The sequence below is a fragment of the Paludibacterium paludis genome, assembly GCF_018802605.1.
In the GTDB taxonomy this organism is placed as follows: domain Bacteria; phylum Pseudomonadota; class Gammaproteobacteria; order Burkholderiales; family Chromobacteriaceae; genus Paludibacterium; species Paludibacterium paludis.
Map to the genome: position 1 here is coordinate 3,236,191 of NZ_CP069161.1, position 25,896 is coordinate 3,262,086.

Consider the following 25,896-nt stretch of genomic DNA (forward strand, 5'->3'; position numbering starts at 1 on the left):
CTGACAACCCCATTACTCACGCATCACGCCTTTTCAGGCTGTGAGGGCACCGCTTTACCTACGGAAACGTAATCATGGACGCTCGACTACATCAAGCCATCACTGAACGACTGGAGCGCGACTTCAGTCTGAAGCGCAAAAAAGAATGGCTGCAGGCCGGTGAATGCCCGTCGTGCCGGCAGAAAGAGCTGTATACCAACGCGGATCACCCATGGATCTTGCGCTGTAACCGCACCAACAAATGCGGCTACGAAGAGCACGTGAAGGAGTTATACAGCGATCTTTTCGAGTCCTGGAGCGAGCGCTTCCCGAAACAGCCTGAGAACCCCAACGCGACCGCCGATGCGTACATGGAGTCGGCGCGCGGTTTCAGCCTCGACATCGTCAAGGGCTGGTACGCCCAGGAGTCCTATTTCGACCACGAGAAAAATATCGGATCCGCGACGGTGCGCTTCACGCTCCCGGGCATAGGATACTGGGAACGGATCATCGACCGCCCTCACCGGTTCGGCAAGCGCAAGGCCACGTTCCGTGGCAACTATGGTGGAACGTGGTGGCAGCCCCCGAGCCTTTCCTGGGCTGATCTCGAGGAACTGTGGATCGTTGAAGGGATATTCGACGCCATTGCCCTGCTGCACAACGGCATCAGCGCGGTATCCACGCTGACGACCAACAACTACCCGTCGACGGCGCTGGACGGTCTTCTGCAGCAACTCGGCGGCGCGCAACGGCCGCGCCTGGTCTTCGCCTTCGACGGCGATAAGGCAGGACGAAAGTTCACCGAGAAGTACGTCACCCGGGCCCGCCAGGAAGGCTGGGATGCCGTCGCAGCACAGATTCCCCAGGGCAAGAAAAAACAGGACTGGAACGACCTGCACCTGGTCGGCCGCCTGCAGGCCAAGAACATTGAGGAGTACCGCTACCATGGCGACCTGCTGATGGCTGGCAGCGCTGCGGAAAAAGCCAATCTCATCTACCTCAAGAACTGCTGGCAGACGTTCCCCTTCGATTTCGACTCGAGGCTGTGGTGGTTCAAGCTCGATCTTGAGCGATTCGGCAAGGCCAGCGACGACATCCGCGAGAAATCCCCCGATCTCTCTGACGATGAAATCCGCGAGCGCGCGATTCTCGAGTCGGGAACCGTCAGCGAAATCGCCAACTGCTTGCCGGTGCCGCTCTACAACCTGCGCAGCGATGTGACGGACGAGTCATGGTACTACTTCCGCATCGAGTTCCCGCACGACGGCCCGGCGGTCAAGGGCACGTTCACTGCGGGACAAATCACCAGCGACAGCGAGTTCAAGAAACGTCTGCTGCACCTGGGCGCCGGCGCGTACTGGTTCGGTAACAAGGGCCAACTGGACAAGCTGGCCAGCCGCTGGACCTACAACATCAAGACCGTACAGACGCTGGACTATATCGGTTACAGCATCGACCACCGCTGCTACGTGTGGAACGAAGTCGCGGCGGCGGGCGGACAGATCTACACGATCAACGACGAGGATTATTTCGACATCGAAAAGCTGTCGATCAAGTCGTTGTTCAAGTCCATCCGGCTCGATATCAATCCGGATCTGAAAGCCTACCGCACCGACTGGTTCGAAAAGCTGTACCTATGCTTCGGCCCGCGCGGCGTCATCGCCCTGGCGTCGTGGTTCGGCAGCCTGTTCGCCGAACAGCTCAGAGCCGATTTCGAGTCCTGGCCGTTTGTCGAGATTGTCGGCGAGCCGGGGGCCGGTAAGTCCACGCTGATCGAGACCATGTGGAAACTGCTCGGCCGCAATGGCCACGAGGGCGACGATCCGATGAAGGGGTCCATGGTCGGCCTGATGCGCACGATGGCGCAGGTATCCAATCTGCCGGTGGTACTGATCGAATCTGACCGAGAGGAAAGTCCGACATCGAGCGTAGGCCGAGCCAAAGCCGCGTTCCACTGGGATCAGTTCAAAAGCCTATTCAACGGCGGTTCGCTGCGCACCACCGGTGTGAAATCCAGCGGGCTGGATACCTACACGCCTCAATTCCGCGGCGCGCTGTTCATCAGCCAGAACGCCCCGGTGAGCGCGTCCAAGCCGATCATGGAGCGGATTGTCCATGTCTGGTTCGACAAGGCACGCCAGAGCCAGGAGGGCCGGGAAGCCGCCTTGGCGCTGGGGCGAATGACGGCATACGAGCTGTCCGGATTCATGGTCAAGGCCACCCGCAACGAGGCAGCCGTACTGTCAGCCATGGAAGAGCGCCTGCGCGATTACGAGAAGGCTGTCCAGTTGGTCGGCGTGAAGAATCTGCGGGTACAGAAGAACCACGCCCAATTGATGGTGATGATCGACTGCCTCTCGATGGCGTGCCCGATCAGCCCTCAGCAACAGCAGGAAGCCAAAGAACTGATGCTCGAGCTGGCGATCGAGCGAGAGCAAACCCTCGAGGCCGACCCGCCCGTCGTCGCCGAATTCTGGGATCTGTACGAATACCTGGAAGGCCTCGAGGACGAAGCAGTCCTCAACCTCAACCACAGCCGCGACAGCGATCAGACCATCGCGATCAACCTCAATCATTTCATCGAAGTGGCGACAGATCGCCGGCAGAAGATTCCCGATCTGCTCGAGCTGAAGAAGCTGCTGCCGCACAGCAAGCGCCACAAATTCATCGAAGCCAACAAGGTGGTCAACAGCGCCATCAATGCCGCATTCAATGCGCGTGTGGGATCTCATACCCCCAAGCGCGCCAGCACCGTCAAGTGCTGGATTTTCGAAGCAAAGCGAAGTTCCTAAACCCTCAGAAGGAGTAGTGCCATGCAGAAATCACAACTGGATTACCTGGACAAGATCGCCAGCGATGTCAAAAACGGCATCGAGGATGGGGTCGGAGTTCTCAGCACAGGCGAGGGTCTGTACGTCGCGTTGGCGGCAAACCGTATGGATCTCGTACCCGGCTACAACATCGCCCAAGCGCTGAACCGTCTGGACGACGGCGACATCGAGGAATTGATCAAGCGCTGGAAGTACGCGTAAGGGAGCCGAGCATGCAACGAACACGACTTCACACCCAGGCCGCGATGGCGATCATGACCATCTGCCAATCACAGCTCGCAACGCTGAATAGGGCGGTGCCTCTGATCGAAGAGGCAGAGGGCATTGCCGACGCGCTGACTGCCGCTGGGCTGAAAACTACCGCTCATTACTCGCTCGTCCATGGGGTATCGCTCAGAGCCGAGGTACCGATCGATCTGCTCCGAAATGCGATGAATACCGTGCATGACATCGCCGCGGATTTTGGCCGAACGGCCATCAGGGAAGAAACAGGACGGATCATCCTTGTGCAGAAACGGCACGAGGAAATCAACCGCACTATCGAAATGACCATTGAGGAGATTTGATTATGGAATGCGATTGCAAACAAATAATTTCCGACAAGCTGCTGGAACGATTCAAGGAACAACACCCCGGATCGACAGATCACCGTTTGGACTTAGGGGGATATGCGCTCGTATTCGGAGACACGCTAGAGAGCGTACCGTACCTGCCGGTAACGACCGAACACACAGTAACGGCGAAGACTGGACGGAAGATGACCAAGAAAGATTCGTTCAACATGTTGGCCAACTACTGCCCTTTCTGCGGGATGAAGGTCAAGAAAGAAACCGCCTGAAACCACACCGCCATAGGCGGTTTTATTGGAGAAGAACATGAACAGTCTCTATTTCTTGATCGAAGGCGGAAAAGCTCTCGATCTGGTGAAGGAACACATTGCAGAGAAGAAAGCCGTCCGCACCGCCGTGCGTGAGATGGCCGCTGAGCTTGGCATTGAACAGGGAGTGACATGCAGGCTTGGCGGAAACCTACTTGGAGCAATCTTCCATGGCACTTGTCATCCTGATTTCACGAAGCCGAACCGCAAGGGCCATAGTTTTCCGAAAAAGAACACCGAGTGGGAGAAGCGTTTTGCCGCCGCGCCGAGGCATAACCCGGTAACGGAGGTTATCGCCGACGCAATGAACATCCCGTGCACGCTGGAATACACGAGTGGCACGAGCCACGGCTGGAGGCACATCGGATACCCGCTCTCAGAATGCGGTTTCCTCTACCTGAGTGAAAACGGACCGTACGCAATGTGGATTCCGGATGTGCAAGCAGAGGTGTCCGCCATGGAGGCTGATGGCTATGCGGTGGCAGAACCAGCCAAGTCGTTCGTGCCGGCGTTCGATGGCTGCCGGCGCATCGAGAAAGAGGAATGGGAATTTCTTGTAGCCCAGCACAAGTTAGAGCAAAAGCGCGCCGCGATGGAGCAAACAGCATGAGCCTACCAGGCTACTGAACGCACCCGATCACAAAAGGAAAATTTTATGACAAAGCTTAAGCGTGACGATGACGAAACTCTTTTCACCGAGTACACAGCCGATGAAGCGATTGCAGAAAACATTGCTCGAATCCGCCGCTATCACACCGACATAGATGTCTACGCATCCACATCACAGAAAATCATGATCGGCCTTGCTTTGTGTCGCCACGAACTACTGGATAGTGCTGGATACCCTGCTCGCGACATAAAAATTGCATGGCAGCGACTGGATGACAACCAGCGTTCAGCAATTATCGCTTGGTGGAAAGACTAGGAAGGGAATGAGACATGAGAAACCTACGCAGGGTAATCGGAACAGGCATTGCAACTGCAGGACTCTGGATTTGCAAGGCCGGTCTGTACATCGCTGGAAACCAATCATCATTCATGGGGGCAAGACGATGAAGATACGCTTGAGCATGGAGGCATCGTGCCTCCCTGAACGGTTTATTTCGAGGCTTGGCCGGTTTCCCCACAAACAGGCTACCGTCGTGGTGGATGGCAGCACACCGCGGCTGCGCTACTTTGCACTGGTGGAAGGTGATGACCTACATTTGCTTGCCGATAAAAGAACCGGGCAGTTGTACCGTCTTGACGATGGCAGGTGTTTGAGTAGCTCGCGTTTACGGATCGATTTGAGCACTATCCAGTAACTCACCTGGCCGGGGATGCCCCGGCCATCCACTCCATGGAACTGATCATGGTCATGGGCATGTTTCTCACGGCAACCGAAGTGGTTGAATTGACTGGCCGAACTCGTACCAGCGGCCAGATTCGATGGTTACGCGATACGGGGTGGCTGTTCGAAGTGAATGCGGCTGGACGTCCTATAATCGCCCGCTCATATGCGGAACGGCGCATGTGCGGAACGCGCACAGATACAGTCATAGGTAGCAGCACAATAGAACCAAATTTTGCAGCATTGAACCGGTAAAATGGGCAAACGACGGAAAAAAAATCTCAGCCTTCCGCAGCACATGCATAAGAAGGGCAACAATTACTACTATGTCGCCCGCGTCGACGGAAAAAACAAATGGACTGCGCTGGGCAACGATCTGGTAACGGCACGCCTGGAATGGGCAAAGCTGGAGAATGTGGCTTTCAATGCTGGTGATTTGGTGACATTTGACGTCGCGGCGCAGCGCTTCGAGTTCGAGGTTATTCCACACCTCGGGAGTCGCACGCAACTGGAATACACCCGGCAACTGAAAAAACTCAGGGCCGTGTTTGGCAATGTCCCACTTGACGCCATAACCCCGTATTTCATCAACAAATACGTCAGGGAACGCACAAAAAAAATCGCGGCAAATCGGGAAAAAGCGCTGTTCTCGACAGTGTTCAACCATGCCAGAGTGTGGGGGTATACATCGGCACCCAACCCGTGCGCCGGCGTCAAGGGCAATAAAGAGACGGGGCGGGACAGATATATCGAGGATGACGAGTTTTGCAGGGTCATGGAACAGGCATGCCAGCCTCTACGCGTCACCATGGAACTGGCCTACTACACCGGACAACGACCATCAGATGTGCTGAAGATTTTGCGATCCGATATTAAAGATGGCGCACTGTGGATCCGACAAAACAAAACACGCACGCCGATCCGTATTGAGCTTGAGGGGCCACTTCTGGACATCATCATCCGCATCACAACAGAGATGCCGCCGCTGCGCCCAGGCACGATGCGAACCAAGCACCTGATTCAAAATGAGCATGGACAAGCGGTAACGTATGGCAGCCTCAAATATCGCTTTGCAAAAGCCAGGGAAAAATCAGGCGTGGAGAACATTCAGTTTCGTGACATTCGGGCGAAGTCCGCTACTGACACGGACGATCGCTCGACCATCAGTCATGCGCAAGATCTGCTTGGACACAAATCACGAAAAATGACCGAACACTACATTAAAACCCGGATCGGCAAGCGGGTATCTCCTGCACCAAAAATCATGAAAAACCGTTCTAATACACGGACAACGACCTAGTATTTACAAGGGTTTCAGCTGTGCCAAAAATATTTTTATTAGAACATTTTACATAACAACACATTGATTTAATTGATTTTATTCAATGACTCGAAATCAGTGGGTGGAGCAATCCACACGGGGGTTCGAATCCCCCCCTCTCCGCCAGCCAAACACAAGCCCTGCAAACCTTTGCGGGGCTTTTGTTTTTTCCGGGCAGGTTAATTTCACCGCCCTCCGGTATCCCGGACTCTTCTGCTCCACTATTTCCTTGGCCAAAGCCTCAAAATCCATGGGAGGAAAACCACACGGGTTCGAATCCCCCTCCCCACCGGAATGCTCCGAAACCCATTGCCGCCAGCGCGTTCGGCGGGACAGAAAAAAACCCGGCGCGAGGCCGGGCTGGTTCGGGCGCGAACAACCGGTCCGCGATACCACTTGCCTTGAATTCTCCCGCTTTCCGGTCGCCAGTGGATCCGGCCCGACACTTGTGGGCCGGTCCGGTGAGTCAAAAACGATAGGCGGTATTCAAGCGCACCGACTGGCTGGAAAACGCCGAGCCGAATGCATACGCGTAGAACAGGCCGGCATCCCAGCGGCCACGCGAAGCCAGGTGACAACCGGCTTCAATATACCCCTGCTCACGCGCCTCGCTGGCGTACGCCACCCTGTACAAACGGGTTGAACGGTTCGAACCGTTCGATTCGCGATAACGGATCCCCGCATCCTGGGTCTGTTCGAAACGACGCAGGTATTCGGCACGAAGGGAGGGGGTCAACGACATTCCCGCCATCCGCCACATGCGCTCCCAGCGCACGCCCAAATGCACTGTCGAAGAGCGCAGCGACTGCGATTCATACGTCAATGCGCTTTGCCGGTCGGATGCGGATTCCCCGAACCGCCCCAGATTTGTCCACACCCTGTCGACCGAGGCGTACGGACTGAACAGGGAGTCGGCGTTGCGATAGAGGTATGAAGCGCTGAGCGATCCGAACCATTGCCGGCCGCTTCGTTTCCCGCTGGCGCGGTCTCCTCCGGCAAAACTTCGGCTCGTATTGAAATCGAGCCAGCCATAGCCAAGAACCGCATCGACAAACATCCGTCCGCCCGGGCGCAAACCTGAATACACGGCGAGGTTCTTGTAGCGGTTTGTCAGATGGCTTCCCGCATTGCCCACATCCGTGCGACCGTATCCGAGGCCTCCAGCCAGGCCGAACGTCGCGGAGTCGCCAAGCCGGTAGTCCGCGCCAAAACCGATCCCGTCGGTACGAAAACGGCCGTCGCTCTGTCGGGAGGATGCGTCGCGCCGGCCCCACGCCACTGAGCCATCAATCCAGAAAGCCAGCTCACGGGGAAACGCATCGGGCGATGAACGATCCGCAAAGGCTCCGGTCGGCAAAGACTGGCCTGAAACCGAAAGGGACACTCCTGCGCTATTGCGTCCGTAACCACTCTCATGCAAAGTCGCCAACCGGCGGCCGAGCAGGCCGAGTTGCGTTCCGGCCCCGCGCCGCGCCGCATCGGCTTGCGCCGACAGCAGGCCCTTCACATCGCGATCGGCCGACGGATCGCGGCGCTCGGCGACGCCCACCGTCAGTTGATAACGTTGCGTCACCGCCCCGCTCGGGCCGGCAACCGCCGCCTGGGTGGCGATGATCTGGCAAGACCCCGCCGCCACAGGCGTCACAAGACCGGTTGCCGCATCCACGGTGGCGACCGAGGTATCGCTGCTGGCATAACGGATCGGACCATAAACGGGCCCGCTCACGCTCGATGTGGCGGGATTGGCCAACGTCGTGCCAAGCAATGCCGAAACCGGCCCGGGCGTTTTAAACGTCAGGACACCGGCCGGAGCCGCCACGACGGTCACCGCGTAGCTTTGCGACGCCGCCTGGTTGATACCGGGAACCGCCGCCTGGGAGGCGGTGATCACGCACGACCCTTCCGCCACGGGAGTCACGGCGCCGGTGATCGCGTCCACAACGGCCACGGACGGATCGCTGCTGGTATAGCGGATCGCGCCATAGCCACCCCCGGCAAGAGACGATGTTGCCGGGTTCAACAAAGCATCCCCCAGCTTCACCGTGGCGGAACCGGGCGTTGCGAAGCTGATCGATCCGGTCAAACCATTGGCCTGCAAAACCAGCGTGGCCAGCTTCTGAATATTGTAGTCCGAGAGGGTTCTCTCATCCTCCAGCACTCGGCTTTGATACAGCAGGATTTGCCGATCGGTTGGAACACCCTCTTTATCCAGAATTTGTGTTTTGACGTCCAGAATACTGTCGGAGGCCTCGACATCGAGGGTGATGGTTCGATGGGTGAGGGTCGTAACGAAAATCTGCATCGCATCGGCGCCAGATGGCAGTGCGAATGCGCAACAACACGGCAGAACAATATGGAGAAAACGCAAAGGCCGCATGAATCAAGGAATCCGAAACGTGGTCGCGGTTCAGTCATCAGGAAAAAAAGCATCCCTTTGCTTCCGCAAAGACACGTTGAGGCAATGGAATTCACCCCATTGCGACACCCTTTAACTGCGCCGCCTCATGATAAATAAGAAAAGGACGGCGATATTCCCATAAATTTTTATGCTTTTCAATTCCATCCTTTTAAAGCAATTTTCCTGATGGCATTTATCCTCATGCCGTCCATCTTGCCGTGAACCCGTTGTCTGTTCGCATGTCCTCCCATCGAGTCGCGCCATTCCCCAACCCGTCCGGCAAACACCACCCAAATGAGTTTTTACCTGCGGCCATGAAGCCAAGCCGCTCTCCTGGCTTCATGTTCATGCTGTCTTTCCGCTCAGAAGTCCATCGTGGCCGACAGCTGGTAAGTACGTGGCGCGCCCAGCGCCAGACTGGACAAAAGCGGCATGCCCCAATACGCCTTGTTGGTCACATTGAGGATGCTGGCCCGCAACATCAATGGACGACCGGCAACCTGTGTTGCATAGCGCGCGCCTGCGTCATAGGTTGTCCGGCCCGGGACAGCCAATGAGTTGTCGGCATTGATGTATTGCCGGGAAACCGCTGTCGCATTGCCGGTCAGGGTCAGCCCTTGCACCGCGGGAACGTCCCATTCCATACCCAGCTTGCCCTGGAGTTTTGGAATGCCGGTCGCCTGTTTGCCCTGCCCGCCAACAACCGACGTTCTCGTCACCTCGGGGTCGACATAGGCCGCGCCGCCCATCAGGCGGACCCCCTTCGCAGGAACCCCGAAGAAGCTCCACTCCACGCCCCGGTTGCGCTGTTCGCCACCGAACGAAAACACATTGGTGACCGGATCGGTAAAACTGCCGGGACGCCGGATTTGAAACAGGCTGACAGTGTGGGTGAATTCCCCCGAGTCGACTTTGAGGCCGATTTCCTTCTGCCGGGTCTTGTAAGGCGAGAATAGCTCCCCCGCATTGGCCGCGGTGACAGGAGCCGTTTGCCCTTTGCTCAACCCTTCGATGTAATTGACGTAGAGAGAGACATTTTCCTTGACCTTGACCAGCAAGGCGGCGGCAGGCGAGGTGGCGCCAGCGTCATACCGGCTGCCGAGCGCGCCTGTCACGGGATTGAAACTGTCGGTAAGCACCTGCTGGCGACGCGCGCCCACGGTCAGTTGCACCTTGTCCTGTGCGAATGACACGGTATCCGCCAGACCATAGCTGACAAGACGCGTTTTCGTGTGAAGGATCGGCGGCAAAACGAGATGAACGGACGGACCCCAGACCGGATGGTAGAGGTTGGTCGTCCAGTCGGCGCCCGGGACGGCCCGGCGGCCGTAGTCCCTTTCGTTATCCGTGTAGTAGGTGGCGTTCAGGGCCCACTGGTGCTTGACCCCGCCGGCTTGAAACTTGCCCCTGAGCCCGGCTTCGCCCGATGTTTTTTCCAGGTCGATACGCAATTGGCCTGTCGTCGTCCGCAAGTCGCCCGCCGTGTTGAGCACCTGAGCCGAGACGGCGCCATTGTAGGTGTATTCGGACTTGCTGGTGCCGATGGCCGCGTACGCGATCAAATTGTCATTGACGTCGAACTCACCGCGAACGATGACACCTTTATCCTTGTTGTGCACGGCGGACCAGTCAGGGTTGAGCAGGGTATCGGGTTTGGGCGGCTTGGGGACGCCGACGCCAGGGGCCAGGTTGATGCCCCGTATCACACCGCTCACCCGGTCGTCGCTGTCATAGAAATCGGCTGACAGACGTGCGTTTTCGCCGCGCCAGTCCAGCCCCAGAGCGGCCAGTTGAACCTTCTTTTTCTGTTTGTTGACCGCGCCCTCGCCATCGCGGTAAACACCGTTGAACCGGATGCCGAACTGCTTGTGTTCGCCGAAGCGCCGCCCCACATCGATATGCCCGCCAAACTGCGCGTCGGACAGGTAAGTCGCCGTCAGTCGGGTCAACGGTTCATTGCCTGCGCGCTTGGGTACCAGATTGATGGCCCCTCCCACCGAGCCCCCCGGCGGCATGCCATTGAGCAGGGCCGACGGCCCTTTCAGGACCTCGATGCGCTCGAACATTTCGGGCGTGGTGCGGTAGTACGGGGCCATGCCGGCCAGCCCTCCCACCGTGACATCGGTCGTGCTGGAACTGAAGCCGCGAATCGAGTAGTTCTCGCTCCATGCGCCGGTGACACCGTTGCTGAACACGGCGGGATCGGTTTTGGCGATGATGTCGGTAAGATTCTGGGCTTGCAGGTCCTCAATGAACTTGCCCGTGTAGCTGATGAGGGAAAATGGCGTGTCCATGAGATCCTTGTTGCCCAGCAACCCCAGCCGACCGCCGGAGGCCACCTGCCCGCCAGCATAAGGAGCCGTCGGCCCGCCCGCTTTCCCGGTGACCGTGACGGTGTCCAGGACGACCGGTCCGTCATCCTTGCCCGCTTGCGACGCCGGAGGCGCCGCCATGGCGGCAGTGCCCAGCGTCAGCCCGAACAGGACGGCGGGAAGATGTTTCAACGGAAAGGCCGGGGTGGAGCGAGCGGTTTGCTGCGCCGGGCTCATGAAGTGATTGTGATGGCGGTATTTGGGCATGTCAGGAACCTTTTTGTTGGGATAGGCCACGGGTGTCGATCCGCGGTGAAGACCGGCATTCGAGCAAATAACGAATGGGAATCATTTACTTTTTTATTTAAAAAACGGGGTTGCCATTTTCCGAAGGAATCAGCGCCGGTAGCCCTTGATCACATCGTCGATGATGAGCTTCACGGAGTTCACGCTGGCGGCCGTGATGTACCAGGCCTCCGGATCGGCAAAGACGACACGGCCGTTTTTCCAGGCATTGGTTTGACGCAGCAGCGGATTGCCCAGGGTCTCGGCGTTCAAGGCGGGACGGTGTTCCATGACCGCCGTGCGGTCCACGAGATAAATGATGTCGGGGTTGGCCTGCTGGATGAATTCGCTGGAAACCGGCTGGCCATGCAAACCTGTCTCGAGCGTCGGGCTGACCGGTTTCACTCCCAGGGCATCGAAGATGAAACCGTAGCGCGACCGGACACCAAACGAACTGAAGGCACCGTTGTTATGCAGCACGATCAGGGCCTTTTCCGGACGCCCCCGGGTGATGCGCCTGGCCTCTTCGACCTTGGCGTCGAGCTCGGCGATTCTTTGACGGGCGAGCGCTTCTTTGCGGAAAACCCGTCCCAGCGTCATGAGATGATCCTTGATGATCTCGATGTGTTGGGCCCGGCTGTCCCGATAGTCCACGTCGAAGTGAATCGTCGGAGCGATTTCGCTCAGCTCCCGGTAGTGCCGCGCCTGCAGCGAAGTCATCAGGATCAGATCCGGTTTGGCCGCATGCACCCGCTCCAGATTCGGCTGAACAATGGCCCCCATGTCAGTAACCTCCCCGGCATCCCGGTATTTGGCGAGATAGCGCGGCACGAAATCCTTGGGCATGCCTGCGATAGGCACCCCCAGCTGATCAAGAAAATCCACTTCGTTCATGTCGAGGGCAACCACGCGCCGCGGCGGTTTACCGATCTCGGTCACGCCCAGCTTGTGATGCACCGTGATGCGTTGGGAGGCGGCATCCGGCGAGCGGTGGTCGGCGGCCGCTGCCCGTGCCGACTCGCCGGCTTGCAGATCGCATCCTTGCAGCGCGGCCGTCGCGACGATCAGCAGCGCCAGAGCGGCGTGCCGGCGCGGGTGAGTGCGTGTCATGTCATTTCTCCTTGTGGGTTGAAGTAATTGCACAGCCATCCACGTTCGCCGTGGGTGATCTCGAAATCCAGTCCGTACAGCTCACGCAGCCGGCTCTCGGTCACGACCTCCCGTACCGCGCCGGCGCAATGGACGCCACCGCCCTTCATCGCAACGATGTGATCCGAGTAGTGGGAAGCAAAGTTGATGTCGTGCACCACCAGGATCACGGTGCGGCCGAACTCGTCGCACAGGCGGCGCAGCGCGCGCATGATGTGCACCGCGTGCCGGATGTCGAGGTTGTTCAACGGCTCGTCGAGCAGCAGACAGTCCGTCTGCTGGGCGATGGTCATGGCCAAAAACGCCATCTGGCGCTGCCCGCCGCTTAGCTCGTCCAGGTAAGCGTCGCGGAGCGGTTGCAGCGACAGGAAGGCAATGGCTTCGTCGATGGCGAGGCGATCCTCGGCGGTCAGCGCGCCGCGGCTGTAGGGAAAGCGCCCGAAGGCGACCAGCTCGCCGACCGTCAGGCGCAAGTTGAAGCCTGGCGACTGGCGCAAGGTGGCGACACGCCGGGCATAGTCGCCCATGCGGATCTCCGAGACACGGCGGCCGTCGATCAGTATTTCCCCCCCGGAGGGCTCCAGCAGGCGGGCCATCATCATCAGCAGCGTCGACTTGCCCGCGCCGTTCGGACCGATCAGAGAGGTCAGTCGCCGCGCAGGAAACCTTGCGCTGACATTGGAAAGCACGGCTTTGGCGCCGTAGGTTTTGCAGAGGCTGTTGACTGTGATCATGTTGAACCCCGCGTACGCACCATCAGCGCAAGAAACCAGGCGCCGCAGACCAGGTTGACGAGGATGCCGACGGTGGTTCGGTAATTGAAGACGTGCTCGACCGCGAGCTGGGCGAGGAGGAAGAGGCTGATGGCGGTGCCGCAGCCCACGGGCAACGTGATCCGGTGCCGGAAAGTGCCGGCCAGCGCATAAGTGATGTTGGCCACGAAGATACCCATGAAGGCCGTGGGCCCGACAAGGCTGGTCGACACCGCCACCAGCGCGGCGATCAGCGCGAGGTGCCGCCGAACCGTTCGCCGGTAGTCCACGCCCAGGGACATGGCCTGTTCGCGCCCCAGCGAAAGCACGTCGAGCGCTGGCAACGTCCTGAGGCCGGCAAGAACGAGCAGCGCCACGATAATGGCCGAGCCGAGCAACTGCCCGGGCTCCGTTCTGTTGAAGGACGCCTGGCTGAAGCCCTGCAGCACGGAAAACTCTCCCGGACTGATCCTCAACTGCACAAACTGCGTGATGGCGCCGATCACCATCGTCAGGACCAGGCCCAGCAGCAAAAGGAAATACACATTGTTTGCGCCATCGCGGAACACGCCGCGATGGAGGCACGCCGAATAGCCGAGCATCAGCGGCACCGACAGCGCGAAGTGGCCGCCGGCGCCGGGCAGGACCACGCTCTGGGTGCCCATGATCAGGATCAGCAAGGCTTGCAGCAGCAAATAGACCGCCTCGTACCCCATGATCGCCGGTGTCAGTATGCGGTTGCCGGTGAGGGTCTGGAAGACGATCGAGGACCAGGCGATGCAGACGCCGCCGATAAGCATGGCGGTCAGCCTGGCCAGCCGCCCGGGGATGACGTAGTCGACGTCGAAGCCGGAGTTCACCAGCAGGAAGGTCAGAGCCAGCGCTGTCGCCACGATCCATGGGGCATATCCGGGAACGGCGCGTCTCATCGGTTCCCCCTGATAATCAGCAAGAGGAACAGCCCTCCTCCCACGGCGCCCGCCGTCAGGCCGATCGGCACCTCGAACGGGTAGATGAGCAGCCGCCCGAGGATGTCGCAGACCAGCAGCAGGGAGGCGCCCCCCAGGGCCACGATGGGCAAAGTGCGGCTCAGGTTGTCGCCGTAACGCAGCGCGACCAGATTCGGAATGACCAGCCCCACGAAGGGGATCGCTCCGACGGTGATGACCGTGACGGATACGGTGACGGACACCAGCATCAGCCCCAGCGCCACCGTGGCCGGGTAGTTCAACCCGAGGCTCGCGGCCATTCCCTCCCCCATGGCGAGTACCGTAAAGCGATGGGCGTAGAGGTAGGTGAGCGCGACGATCGGCATGATCAGATAAATGACTTCGTAGTTTCCCTCGACGATTCTGGAAAAGTCGCCCAAGAGCCAACCTTGCATGCTCTGCAGAAAATTGTGACGGTAGGCGTAGAACTCGGCGACGGCGCCAAGAACGCCTCCGTACATCAAGCCGACGACAGGCACGATGACCGTATTCCCGAACCGGATGCGGCGGAGGATCCCGACAAGCATCAGGTTGGCGACGAAGCAGAAGAACAGCGCGCACACCATCCGCTCCACCGCGCTGGCGGCGGGAATCAGGGTGAGCGACACCAGGATGCCGAGCCTGGCCGCATCCAGCCCGCCGGAGGTGGCCGGTTCGATGAACTTGTTGCGGACAATGTGCTGAAGGATCGTCCCGCAGACGGACAGGCCCACGCCGGTCAATATCAGCGCCGCCAGCCGCGGCAGCCGGCTGGCGGTCAAGGTCAGCCAAAGATCGCCGGACGGGGAAAATCCCTGCGACCATGTCATTTGCCGCGCACCGACCAGCAACGATGCGCCGCACAGCACGACAAACACACCCAACAGTCCCGCGCGCATCAACCCCGCTCTCCTGTCGAAGCCGCGGGCGCGATGCGCCAGCCTTTGGCGGCGCGGCGCTGGCGGAGGAATTGCGCGTACCTTCCACCGCTGTCGCGCAAGTGCGCGGGCGAGCCCTGTTCCACGATTCGTCCTCCTTCAAGCACCACGATATGGTCGGCCATCGCCACGGTGGAGAGCTGGTGCGCGATCACCAGCAGCGTTCGCTGGTGGCGCAGGCGCGCCAGTGTCTCGGCGATGATGGCCTGGTTCTCGGTGTCCAGCGCCGCCGTGGCTTCGTCCACCAGCAAAATGGGCGCGTCCTTGATCAGTGCGCGGGCGATGGCGATACGCTGCCGCTCGCCACCGGACAGACGCGCCCCGCCCTCTCCGACCCGCGTGGCAAGACCCTCGGGCAAACGTTCGGCGATCCCGGTCACCCCCGCCTGGCGCGCGGCATTCATGATCCGCTCATCGTCCGCCGCCGGGTTGCCGACACGGAGGTTGTCGGCGATGCTGCCCGCGAACAGATAGCTGTCCTGAAAGATCTGGCTGATCAGGCCGGCCAATGGCTCGTCGGCCATGTCGCGCACGTCGACGCCGCCGACGAGCACGCTGCCCCGGTTCACATCGAAGAAACGCGGAATGAGCCGCATCAGCGTCGTCTTGCCCGAACCGGACTCGCCGATCAGGGCGACCATGCTGCCCGGCTCGATGCGCAGGCTCACACCGCTCAATACTTCGGGCTCGCCGGCCGCATAACGAAAATGCACGTCGCGCAGTTCGACGGACGCATCGCGCGGCGCGCGGGGAGCCTCCGGTTGTGGAAGGGGTTTGACGGCGAACAGTTCGCGAATCGCCTCGAGCTGGCCGCGTGCGCCGCGCAGCACCTCGCCATAACCGACGACTTCCAGGAGCGCGTTGACGAAGAGCCCCGCCAGCAGCAGGGAAACGATGGAGGCCATGACGTCGTCGACGGACAAGCTCCCGCTCATCCCGAACGCCACCGCGAACAGCAAGGCCGCAAAGACGGTTTGCACAAACCAGACATTGAGCACGGACGCCCCCGCCGACAGCCAGATCAGCCGCGAACCCGATCGGTGTTGCCGCTCGAAGGTCTGTTCAAGCCAGCGCGTACTGCCGCCCTCGCTGTTAAAGGCGCGCAGCACGGACTGTGCCCGGGCGAACTCCACCACGCGCTGGCTGGACTCGGCGAAGCGCCGCTGGAAGGCTTCGTCGGCACGGCGCGAAAGCCTGGCCGTGAGCGCGAGGATGGCCGTCATCAGCGGCAGGGCGATCAGCGCGACCCATCCCGCGGCTCCATGCAGCACAAACAGCGCGACAACGAGGACCGCCGCCGTCACCGCGCTGGCGATGACCGGAGTGAACACGTGAGCGGGAAGCTGGGCGATGGCCATCATGCCCTGTGTGACCACATGCCCCAGACGAGCCGTGTTCTGCGGCAGGAACCAGCCCACGGGCAGTTGCGCCACATGGTTGCCCAGCCGGTGGCGCGCGCCTTGCAGGATGGCGACGCCCACACGTACGCCGGCGTGCTCCACCCGGCGCCGCCAACCCCAGGAAACAGCGACTCCTGCCAGCAGAGCGGCCAGCCACGGCGCGGCGTTGCCCGTGTCGCCCGCCAGCAGATGGACAAGAGCCGGCGCCAGCGCCGTGACGCTCAGCCCGCAGAGCACGCCGTAGGCCACCGCCATCGCGACATAGCGCCGGAAAATGGGCGCATCCTCGCCCAGCAGTTGAAGAAAGGTCTTCAGCATGACGACGCCTCCGGAACCATGGCCGTTTCGTAACCGCCCCGGGCCCAGAGCCTCGCATAGCGACCCTCCTGCGCCAAGAGCTGCGAATGCGTTCCCTGTTCGGTGATTTCTCCGTTTTCAAGTACGAGGATGCGGTCTGCATGCATCACCGTGTCGAGCCGGTGCGCGATGACCAGCACCGTTCGGCCCCGAGCGAAGTTCGACAGCGCATCCTGGATCGCCGCTTCGTTGCCGGCATCGGCGGCGGCGGTGGCCTCATCGAGCACCAGCACCGGCGGATCAAGAAGCACCGCTCGCGCGATACTGACCCGCTGGCGCTCGCCGCCGGATAATTGCGCATCCTCGCCGACCACTGAGTCGTAGCCGCGCGGCAGGGCCAGAATGCGTTCGTGGATAGCGGCGGCGCGCGCGGCGTCCTCGATCTCGCGCTGGCTGGCCGCAGGCCGGCCCAGCGCAATGTTGTCGCGCACGCTGGCGTGGATCAGCTGCACCTCCTGCAACACGAAACCGATGCTCCGGTAAAGCTGCGAAGTTTCGATGCGCCGCAAGTCCGCGCCCCCGAGCGTGATACGTCCCTGCGCCGGATCGAAAAAGCGCAGCAGCAGCCGAGCCAGCGTCGACTTGCCCGCGCCGGACGGGCCGACAATGGCCGTGACCGTACCGGCTTCCAGAGTGAAGCTGACGTTCACCAATGCCTGGTGACCTTCCCCATAGGTATAAGCGACGTTTTCAAAGCGGACTTCGTGCCCGGCGGGACATTGGCGCTCGCTTGGGCCGACCGGTTCGAGCACGGGGGTCTCGAGCAGCGCCAGCACGCGCTGCGCCGCGCCCGTGGCGTTTCCCAGGTCGTGCAGCAACGTATGCAGCAACAGCAGCGGCGCGCAGATGCCCGGGCCGACCAGGGCGAACGGCAGGATGCCGGCGGGAGCGATCATGTCCAGATGGGCAAACAGAGTGCCAACCATCAGCACCACCCCCAGCACCGTGACAGGGGCGATCATGGCATGGGCATGAGCCATCGAGGCCACCAGTGGACGGGTGAAACCGGCGAATGACTCGGCGAAGGCATCGATGGCCTCCCGGTAACCGCGGTGCATCCGGTCCGCGCCACCAAACGCCTTGACCACCGGAATGCCGTTGACGAACTCGACGGTCGCGCTGTTGATGCGCCCCAGTCCGGCGACGAATTCCCGCATGTTCGCGCCGCTGGCCTTCAGCGCACGGCGCAGGAACAAAAAGAAACCGGTGAACGGCAGCAGTGACACGATGGCCATTCGCCAATCCTGCGCGAACAGGTAGATGACCGAGACCAGTATCGCGCCCACGGCCTGACCCGCGGCCGTAAAGAAGTGCGCGGTCAGGCTGTGCAATGTGGCGATATCGTCCTGCATCGCCTGCTTGACCTCCCCCGATGCCCGGCTGGTGAACCAGCCCAGCGGCACCCGGGCCAGGCGCTGCGCCGCCGCCTGTCGCAGGTGGTGGGTAATGCGGTTGTCGGCCAGGTGGGCGATCAGTCCGCCGGCGCAGGCCAGCGCCATGCCGGCGAACATGCACGTCGCGCTGACGATGACCGTCGGCCAGATTGCGTTCTTTGCCAAGGTTGGCGCATCCGCGCCAGCCCCGGAGCCTTCGAGAACGACCTGCGCAATGTGCGCGATGCCGGCCAACGGCGCCAGTGTGAGCATGGCGCCCGCCGAGGCCAGTATGGCGGCGGCGATCAGGCGTCCGCGTATGGGGCTCAATACCCGGCCGATCGGTCCTGGCGCTTGGGACTCGCCTGCGGCGGCATCATGTAGGCTCATGAAAAACTCCATCAATACAAATACATACCCAGTCATTTCACCGCGCTCGGCGGAGGTGGCGAAGACGACTCCCGACCCATGCTCGCGGCGATCGGCCGCCCGTTTTCCGGAGGATTGCTTCGGCTGGCGCGCAGTTCGCTCACACATGAGCATGAGAATTATTTGCATCACTATAAACCAAATCTCGATTTAGTTGAATCGAATAAACTAAATCTGTCGAAGCCGGTTAAAATGAGGGGAGTCACCGCCAATCAGAAGGAATAGCCATGAAGCCGCCAGAGAGTCCCGCCGTGCGTGGACGCCCGCGCACCATCTCGCGCGAACGGATTGCCGACGCGGGCATCGGAATCGGCCTGCCGAACATCACCTTCATCGGGGTCGCCGCCGCGCTGGGCGTCAGCCATACCGCGCTTTACAAACATGTTCCCGGTCTCGAGGAGCTCAAGTGTCTGGTCGCGGAGGAGATCTTCCACCGCTGGCAGATTCCCCGGGCTCGCCATGACGGACGGGGAGAATTAAAGGACTACCTGATCGGATTTGCCGAATCCGTGCGGGAGTTTGTCAAGGCGCACCCGGGACTGACCCCTTACGTGATTCGCCGGCTGGCCGCCACGGAGTCCATGATCGCCAAGATTGACGAACACCAGCGCCATATTGCCCGGGCTTTCGGAATCACAGAGGAGCAGGCGCGGTGGCTGCTGGCGACCGTGGCATTTCATGGCCTGGCCGTGGCCGACACCGTGTATTCGGTAGCTGGCCGGGAACCTGCCGTGAATGCGGATCACCGCGACGAGGAAAACGAGATGGAATCCGAACTCGCCCGGGGGATGCACGCGCTCATCGTCGGAGCGCTAGTCATGCTCGAAGAAGGCATCCCGCTCGAACAGAATGCGTCAGGGCAGGATGGGCGGCGCCCATGAGCGCTCCGCTTTTGGCCGGTCACAGTGAACGGTTCGCGGCAACCGGGGCCATCCGGCTCTCGACAAAGCCGCGACCCGCTTAGCGCGCCTTGTCCAGGGCGCGCGCCAGCGCCTCGAAAACCCGGTTGTCGGTGGATTGAGCCACATTGAAACGCGCAAAGCTCCCCGCGCTCAGCGATTGACTGAACGCATTGCCCGGCGCCAGCACCACGTCTTCTTTCAGACAGGCCCGCGCGATGGCGGCGGCATCGACGCCATCGGGCAAACGGCACCAGAGAAACATCCCGGCCTGCGGAACCCGCCATGGCGTGATGCCGAGCGGTTCGAGCCGGGCGAGCGTGTTGTCCATTTCCCGGGCCAGCCGCACGCGCACCGCCTCCATGTGACGGCGGTAGCCGCTGTCGGTCAATGCCGCCAGCACCATTTCGGACGCCAAACGCCCGCCGCCGAAGCCCGTGGCGATTTTCAGGTCGATGAGGCTGTCGATCCAGTCGGGCCGGGCCGCAATGTAGCCGCAACGCAGCGAGGCGGAGACGGTTTTGGAAAAGCTGCCGATATGGATGACCCGCGACAGACCGTCGAACGCCGCCAGCCGCGGCGCGGGATGGACCTCGAAGTCGGCGAAGATATCGTCCTCGACGATCACCAGATCCGAACTGTCGGCCAGCGACAGCAGGCGATGCGCCGTGACGGGCGAGAGCACCGCTCCGGTGGGATTGTGGATGGCCGAGTTCGTGATGTAGAGCCGCGGCGAATGCGCCTGCAACGCGGCGCCGAACATCGCCACATCCGGTCCGTTAGGCGTAACGGGCACCCCCACGACCCGCACGCGGTGCGCCTTGAGCAAAGCATGAAAATTGAAGTAGCACGGATCGTCGACGAGGACGGTATCGCCCGGTTCGAGCAAAAACCGGCAAATCAGGTCGATCGCCTGCGTTCCCGATTCGGTGAGCATGATCTGCTCGGGCGATGCCTCGACGCCCGTGGCCAGCAGGCGCCGGGAAAGAAATTGCCGCAATGCCGACAGGCCGGGCGGCGTGGCGTATTCGGTCAGCGCCGCCGTATCGGCCCGCGCCAGCGAGCGCAGGGCGCGTCGCATTCCTTTCTCATACATCCACTCGGAGGGCAACCAGCCGCACCCCGGCCTGAGCACGCCGGCATCCGCTTCCAGCGCCTGCCGCGAAATCCACAACGGATCGACTTCCCGGTCAAGCTTCGGACCGATCTTTGTCAACGCCAGTGGACAAAGGGGACCGCTCACATAAAACCCCGAGCCGCGGCGCGAGGTAATGGCCCCCTCCGCGGCCAACCGTTCATAGGCTTCCAGAACCGTCGACACCGAAAGCCGCATGGCCCGGGCCTGGGCGCGCACGGAGGGCAGGCGCATCCCCGGCAGGTAACGGCGGGAGGTGATCGCCGACCGGATTTCCGCCATGACGGCACTGATCCGGGTACCGTTTTTCATTCTTTCCCCCTGATCCGTTGTAGGTTTTTATACATAACAGTTCTTTTTAATTGTATTGGACTGTCGCTGGCGCGGCCAGCCGTGCCGTTATCTACTGAGAGCCGTCAACAAAGGAGGGGTCGTATGGATAAAACACGCCGCGGCTGGATCAACGGGTTCATCGGCGTCGCCATCTTTGCCGGATCGTTGCCGGCGACACGGATCGCCGTGGCGGACTTCAGCCCGACGTTTCTGACCGGCGCGCGCGCCAGCATCGCGGCCACGCTGGGGCTGGCCCTGCTGCATCTCTTGCGGCAACCCCGACCGACCCTCGCCGATGTGCCGTCGTTGGCCATCACCGCCGCCGGCGTGGTGGTGGGATTTCCTTTGCTGACCGCCCTGGCACTGCAACACGTGACGTCCGCGCATTCGATCGTGTTTCTCGGATTGCTGCCGCTTAGCACGGCGCTCTTCGCCGTACTGCGTGCCGGAGAACGACCGAGGCCCGCCTTCTGGTTGTTCTCGGGGCTTGGCAGCGCCTTCGTCGCAGGCTATGCGGCGCAAGGAGGCATCGAGGCATCGCTGCGGGGTGATGCCCTGATGCTGGCCGCCATCCTCGCGTGCGGACTGGGTTACGCGGAAGGTGCGCGGCTGTCCCGCACCCTGGGCGGCTGGCAGGTCATCAGTTGGGCGTTAACGCTGTCGCTGCCCGTCATGCTGTCGCTCGCACTTTTGACCATGCCGGCCTCCTTTGACCATGTCCGCGGCCCAGCGTGGCTCGGCCTGGCGTATGTGTCGTTGTTCAGCATGCTGATCGGATTCATGTTCTGGTACCGCGGACTGGCGCAAGGCGGCATCGCCGCGGTCGGGCAGCTTCAGTTGCTCCAGCCCTTCATGGGGCTAGGCCTGGCCGCGCTGCTGCTTCACGAGAACGTGAGCTGGGCAATGCTGATGGTGACATTCGGTGCGGTGATCTGCGTGGCCGGAGCCAAGAAATACGCCAAATAAAAATCCATGGGGACACGATGGCGTCGTCCGGGGCGGGCGGCGCCAGGCGCTTTTTCCATGGGGAACCTTCCCGACACCCATAAAAAAATGTAAGCCTTTGAAAAGATAAACAATAATACATTGATGCTTAAGTTGATTTCCATGGGGGTCCCCCTTCCCCCGGACTCTCCCGGCAACGGCGGCGGTGGGCGCCGCCGTTATCCCAGGTGGAACGAGATTGCCTCCGCGATGGCGACAAGAGAAACGAAAGGAGCCGGGATGAAGGCTGGAACACTTTTCCTGGCAGGGCTGTTCGCCCTGCTCTTTCAGGCCGGCACGCATGCGGCCTGCGACCGGCCCTGGCGCGTGGGTGTCTATGACCATCTGCCCTTCCAGGGCTTCACCGCCCGGGGCGAGCCGACCGGCATCGAGGTCGATCTGGTGAAACTCGCCGCGGCCAGGTCCGGCTGCCAGGTCCGCTTTGAAAGTATTCCCTGGAAGCGGCAGCTCAGTTACGCGGAACGAGGGGCCGTCGATTTCGTCATGGGCGCGGGCAAACGCAAGGACAGGGAAGCGTACCTATATTATTTCGAGCCTTACATCTATGAGCCATCCGTGTTCATTCAACTGGAAAAAGCGGCCCGCCTGCACCCGCTGACGTCCCTGCAAGGTATCACCCGAGAAAAGGAAAGCTTCATGGTTGCTGCCCTGAACGGAGCTTCCTACAGCCAAAGCTACGACGAACTGCTCAAGAATCCGGACTTCGTCCGCCACCTGAGCTACACGCCCAGCAATGAGATCAGCGTCCGGCTTCTTCTGGCCGGGCGGGTGGATATTGCGCTGTTCGCGGATCTGCACGAACCGGACGAGATTTTCCGGCGGTTGGGGATCAGGGAAAAGATCCGTATCTATCCGGTGGACGAAAGCAGCCGGGAGGATGAATACGCGTATTTCGCCTTCAGCAAGAAAGCGCTCGATGACGTCAGGGCCGGCGAGATCAATGCCGCGATCATCGCCATCACCCGCAGCCCGGCGTTCGAAGCCATGCTGCTCAAGTATTTCACCGATAGTGAAATCCGTGTGCTTACCCGCAACGCGGACAAGCGTTAAGCCGCGCCGCGCAAGGCCTTGGGTCCGCCGAACCGGCGCAAGCGCCGAGACATGCCTGGTGTTACGCTCAGTCCGGTTTCACTCATCATGCGCGCCGTTCGCCGGCCAAGGTTTCAGCGGCCTCCCGGACGATCGGCAAACTTCCTTCGGTCACTTCAATACCATTCCCATTTCTGCCAGAAGCCATGCGGACTCTTTGCCGCCAGCATGGGAAGATTGGCGCTGGAGAACGTCAGCAGCGAGCCTGGCATCGACATGTTGCGCCACTGACCCTCGGTTTCCTGCCAGAGCGCGACTGGCTCCGTCGCACCGCCTTCATCCGGACGCCTCAGCGCGAGCCGGGCATCGCCGCCGCCGTGCGTGGACTCACGCACCAGGTAGTGCCCGGTCGCCGTGGCCAGCAGGCCGCCGTCGGAGTGCTCCCACAGTTGCAGGACATTGTCCGGATCGCACGACGCGATATGGACATTCATGTCCATGCTCATCATGTCGAAATATTGGGGCATTGCCGATTTCGAGCGCTTGTCGCGCCTTGGCCGCGCTTCAAGACACATGGTCTTGTCGTGACTGGAAACGATCTGGCGGACCCGGTGCCGGTAGCTCGGGCTCACATCGACGGACAGATGCGCCAGCACCGGCGTGCCCTCGAATGTGAAAAACTCCACATGCAAGGAAAACAGCCCTTTTGACACGCTGTTCGGCAATGCCTCCACCTCCAGCTCGAACACATTGCCCGGCCGCTGGGTCACCATGACGTTCAAACGATTGTTGTCGTCGCGCCGCAACTCATAGGAGCGCACCGTCACATGCGGGGGCAAGGCCAGGCGGACTGTCCGGCGAGCCCCCGGAACGAGATTCAGGATGCGCTTGCTGACGTCGACGGACAGACCGTTGAATCCGAACGGTCGGCAGGCCTCGCGCCGCGAGTTTACCGGGTAAATGCGTCGCACCCCCGCTATGTCGCCCGCCGACAAGGTATCCCGCTCCGTAACGCGCAGCGGTCTTGCGGGATCCCGCGGAGGAAACAAGGACGGTTCGCCATGCGTGACGGAGTCGAAATCGTAGGCGCCGATCGCGAGGGCATGGCGCCGGATCGAATCATTGGGATCCTGGCCGTCATCGTTCACCACTACCTTTACATTGCGGTCGCGGTCCGAACGCTGATGCTCGTGCAAAAATCCCAGCGCATGCATCAGCTCATGCAGGGCGATATGGCCCTCCGAACCTTCATTGAGCTCCAGCATCTGCGGACCGCCGATCATGCCGACGTTGGATGTGCTGGCGACCTTGCCGGGAATGTTAACCACATAAAGATAGTCGGACTCATAGGTTCGCTCGACAAAACACACCCCGGTCGAGTCGGATAGATGCCGCGCCGCCCGCAAAAAAGCGTGCCGTGTACGATGGTCGGTGCTGCCGAGCGCATAAGGGATCGGCATCGGCCAGCGTTTTGCCGTCGTGGACACGACCGCGCGCGGCGAACGCCGCGGCGCGGAAGTCTCGTCCTCCCCGGGCAGGGTCAAGGACAAAGCCGATCCGGGAGCGACCAGAAGCGCGGCAATGGAAGCGGCCGCCACGGGAGGGAAAATACTGCGGGAGTTTCTTGCCATTTCTGTTACTCCTTTTCAGTTATTTGCAATCACCTCCTCCACCAAGTTTTTGTTTAAAATCGTAATGCGCCATATGTTTCGCAGTAAAGAACCGGCGGCGACAACGCGGCGCGGCAGGATCAACGCGCAAGCCGGTCGCTCGGGGTGCCGACTTCGAACTTCATCCATACGCGGCGCAAGGCTCTGGCCGAACCGAAGCCCGCACCATCGGCGGCGCGTTCCACCGACATCCCCTGCGACAGCAGGATTCGCGCGAGCGCGATGCGCAGCCTTTGCTGGTATTCGACAATGCCGATGCCCGCCTCCTCCCGGAAAAGCCGCGTCAGGTGCCGGCCGCTGACATGCGCCGTCCGGGCCAGATCGGACACGGACCAGTGCCGGTCTGGCGCTTTCGCGATGGCATCCTGGGCGCGGTGGACGGCGGGATGCAGATGATTGCGAAAGGCGAGCCAGGGCGAGCGCTGGGGATCATCTCCGGCGCGCCTGACGTAGAGCACCATGCGGCGCGCCACCCGAGCCGCGACGTCCGGACCGGCATGGCGTTCGATCAGGGCCAGGGCAAGATCGATGCCGGTGCTGATACCCGCCGATGTGCATACCGGCCCGTCCTCGACGAAAATCCGGTTTTCCAGGACACGCGCCAGTGGCGCCATGCGCCGCAACTCGTCGACGTGGGCATGGTGCGTCGTGCATGCGCGGCCATCGAGCAAACCCGCCATTCCGGCGAGCAGCGCGCCGGAGCAAACCGTGGCGATGCGCGCCCCGTCACGGGCCAGTCGCGTCATCCACGCCATCGCCGTTTGCGCCGCGCCGGTCCGTAAATCCGCCACCTCAAGGGTTCCGCACACGATCAGCAGGGCGTCCGGCCCCAGATCATCGGGGAGCGGATCAATGCGCGACACCATGCCCAGCGAGTTCGGGCAATCGGGAACGGGACCGGCCATGCGCAAACGGAACGGCGCCCCCTCCTGCGCCGCCATGCGGAATGCTTCGGCGGGTCCGACAAAGTCCAGAGCGATATAATTGGGCAACAACAGAAAACAGACGTTGATCATCGAACCTCGCGATCGGTGAAGCTTGCGAAATGAGGCGATGGGCAATAACCGGTACACTCGCATGAGCGCCGGACCTTTGCGTCGCCATCCCGGTCAGGCTGCCCGAATCG

Annotated in this window: 22 protein-coding genes; 11 read left to right on the plus strand and 11 right to left on the minus strand. The window is 61.1% G+C overall.

Annotation, left to right across the window (positions count from 1 at the left end; all coding sequences use genetic code 11):
• Positions 1-74 precede the first annotated feature (74 nt).
• The 8 genes from JNO50_RS14885 (at position 75) to JNO50_RS14920 (ending at position 6,317) form a co-directional block, all read left to right on the plus strand.
• Positions 75-2,771: a toprim domain-containing protein gene (locus JNO50_RS14885; protein ID WP_189530307.1), complete on the plus strand. Its 2,697-nt coding sequence runs from the start codon at positions 75-77 to the stop codon at positions 2,769-2,771.
• 21 nt (positions 2,772-2,792) lie between these two features.
• The gene (locus JNO50_RS14890; RefSeq protein WP_215796394.1) at positions 2,793-3,011 is read left to right on the plus strand and encodes a hypothetical protein; all 219 of its coding nucleotides are present in this window, start codon (positions 2,793-2,795) and stop codon (positions 3,009-3,011) included.
• Between the two features lie 11 nt (positions 3,012-3,022).
• Positions 3,023-3,376, plus strand: a complete 354-nt coding sequence (locus JNO50_RS14895) for a hypothetical protein (protein WP_189530305.1) — start codon at positions 3,023-3,025, stop codon at positions 3,374-3,376.
• Between the two features lie 2 nt (positions 3,377-3,378).
• Positions 3,379-3,648: a hypothetical protein gene (locus JNO50_RS14900; protein WP_189530303.1), complete on the plus strand. Its 270-nt coding sequence runs from the start codon at positions 3,379-3,381 to the stop codon at positions 3,646-3,648.
• A 37-nt stretch (positions 3,649-3,685) separates the two neighbouring features.
• On the plus strand, positions 3,686-4,297 hold the full coding sequence (locus tag JNO50_RS14905; protein WP_189530301.1) for a hypothetical protein: 612 nt from the start codon (positions 3,686-3,688) through the stop codon (positions 4,295-4,297).
• Positions 4,298-4,342: 45 nt separating this feature from the next.
• Positions 4,343-4,612, plus strand: a complete 270-nt coding sequence (locus JNO50_RS14910) for a hypothetical protein (RefSeq protein ID WP_189530300.1) — start codon at positions 4,343-4,345, stop codon at positions 4,610-4,612.
• A gap of 438 nt (positions 4,613-5,050) precedes the next feature.
• Positions 5,051-5,272 (plus strand): DUF4224 domain-containing protein, encoded by a 222-nt coding sequence (locus tag JNO50_RS19320; protein ID WP_425325370.1) that lies wholly within the window; start codon positions 5,051-5,053, stop codon positions 5,270-5,272.
• A gap of 1 nt (position 5,273) precedes the next feature.
• Positions 5,274-6,317 carry a tyrosine-type recombinase/integrase gene (locus tag JNO50_RS14920; RefSeq protein ID WP_189530295.1) on the plus strand — a complete coding sequence of 348 codons (1,044 nt, stop codon included), beginning with the start codon at positions 5,274-5,276 and terminating at the stop codon, positions 6,315-6,317.
• 487 nt (positions 6,318-6,804) lie between these two features.
• On the opposite strand, the gene JNO50_RS14925 is transcribed toward JNO50_RS14920, so the two are convergent.
• The 8 genes from JNO50_RS14925 to JNO50_RS14960 all read right to left on the minus strand — a co-directional run bounded on the left by JNO50_RS14925 (position 6,805) and on the right by JNO50_RS14960 (position 18,660).
• Entirely contained in the window at positions 6,805-8,640 is a 1,836-nt protein-coding gene (locus JNO50_RS14925) for an autotransporter domain-containing protein (protein WP_215796395.1), read from the minus strand.
• Positions 8,641-9,098: 458 nt separating this feature from the next.
• Positions 9,099-11,315 (minus strand): TonB-dependent receptor, encoded by a 2,217-nt coding sequence (locus tag JNO50_RS14930; protein ID WP_215796396.1) that lies wholly within the window; start codon positions 11,313-11,315, stop codon positions 9,099-9,101.
• 129 nt (positions 11,316-11,444) lie between these two features.
• Positions 11,445-12,443: a siderophore ABC transporter substrate-binding protein gene (locus tag JNO50_RS14935; RefSeq protein ID WP_189530279.1), complete on the minus strand. Its 999-nt coding sequence runs from the start codon at positions 12,441-12,443 to the stop codon at positions 11,445-11,447.
• Positions 12,440-13,216 (minus strand): iron ABC transporter ATP-binding protein, encoded by a 777-nt coding sequence (locus JNO50_RS14940; protein WP_189530277.1) that lies wholly within the window; start codon positions 13,214-13,216, stop codon positions 12,440-12,442. Before JNO50_RS14940 ends, JNO50_RS14935 begins: the two co-directional genes overlap by 4 nt.
• Complete coding sequence (locus JNO50_RS14945) at positions 13,213-14,163, minus strand: iron chelate uptake ABC transporter family permease subunit (RefSeq protein WP_189530269.1); 951 nt, start codon at positions 14,161-14,163, stop codon at positions 13,213-13,215. The genes JNO50_RS14940 and JNO50_RS14945 overlap by 4 nt, the downstream gene beginning before the upstream one ends.
• Positions 14,160-15,101, minus strand: coding sequence for an ABC transporter permease (locus JNO50_RS14950; RefSeq protein WP_189530267.1), 942 nt, complete (start codon positions 15,099-15,101; stop codon positions 14,160-14,162). The genes JNO50_RS14945 and JNO50_RS14950 overlap by 4 nt, the downstream gene beginning before the upstream one ends.
• Complete coding sequence (locus JNO50_RS14955; RefSeq protein WP_189530265.1) at positions 15,101-16,858, minus strand: ABC transporter ATP-binding protein; 1,758 nt, start codon at positions 16,856-16,858, stop codon at positions 15,101-15,103. Before JNO50_RS14955 ends, JNO50_RS14950 begins: the two co-directional genes overlap by 1 nt.
• Positions 16,852-18,660, minus strand: coding sequence for an ABC transporter ATP-binding protein (locus JNO50_RS14960; protein ID WP_189530262.1), 1,809 nt, complete (start codon positions 18,658-18,660; stop codon positions 16,852-16,854). The genes JNO50_RS14955 and JNO50_RS14960 overlap by 7 nt, the downstream gene beginning before the upstream one ends.
• Before the next feature lie 266 nt (positions 18,661-18,926).
• Here JNO50_RS14960 and JNO50_RS14965 point away from each other — a divergent pair, with 266 nt between their 5' ends.
• Positions 18,927-19,580 (plus strand): TetR/AcrR family transcriptional regulator, encoded by a 654-nt coding sequence (locus JNO50_RS14965; RefSeq protein WP_189530260.1) that lies wholly within the window; start codon positions 18,927-18,929, stop codon positions 19,578-19,580.
• A 79-nt stretch (positions 19,581-19,659) separates the two neighbouring features.
• On the opposite strand, the gene JNO50_RS14970 is transcribed toward JNO50_RS14965, so the two are convergent.
• Positions 19,660-21,045, minus strand: coding sequence for an aminotransferase-like domain-containing protein (locus JNO50_RS14970; protein WP_189530258.1), 1,386 nt, complete (start codon positions 21,043-21,045; stop codon positions 19,660-19,662).
• A gap of 123 nt (positions 21,046-21,168) precedes the next feature.
• Here JNO50_RS14970 and JNO50_RS14975 point away from each other — a divergent pair, with 123 nt between their 5' ends.
• Both JNO50_RS14975 and JNO50_RS14980 read left to right on the plus strand, forming a co-directional pair.
• On the plus strand, positions 21,169-22,032 hold the full coding sequence (locus JNO50_RS14975) for a DMT family transporter (RefSeq protein WP_189530256.1): 864 nt from the start codon (positions 21,169-21,171) through the stop codon (positions 22,030-22,032).
• A gap of 258 nt (positions 22,033-22,290) precedes the next feature.
• Entirely contained in the window at positions 22,291-23,121 is an 831-nt protein-coding gene (locus JNO50_RS14980; RefSeq protein ID WP_189530254.1) for a substrate-binding periplasmic protein, read from the plus strand.
• A gap of 155 nt (positions 23,122-23,276) precedes the next feature.
• On the opposite strand, the gene JNO50_RS14985 is transcribed toward JNO50_RS14980, so the two are convergent.
• On the minus strand, positions 23,277-24,731 hold the full coding sequence (locus JNO50_RS14985) for a M12 family metallopeptidase (RefSeq protein WP_189530252.1): 1,455 nt from the start codon (positions 24,729-24,731) through the stop codon (positions 23,277-23,279).
• A 119-nt stretch (positions 24,732-24,850) separates the two neighbouring features.
• On the minus strand, positions 24,851-25,786 hold the full coding sequence (locus JNO50_RS14990) for a GlxA family transcriptional regulator (RefSeq protein WP_189530250.1): 936 nt from the start codon (positions 25,784-25,786) through the stop codon (positions 24,851-24,853).
• Positions 25,787-25,896 lie beyond the last annotated feature (110 nt).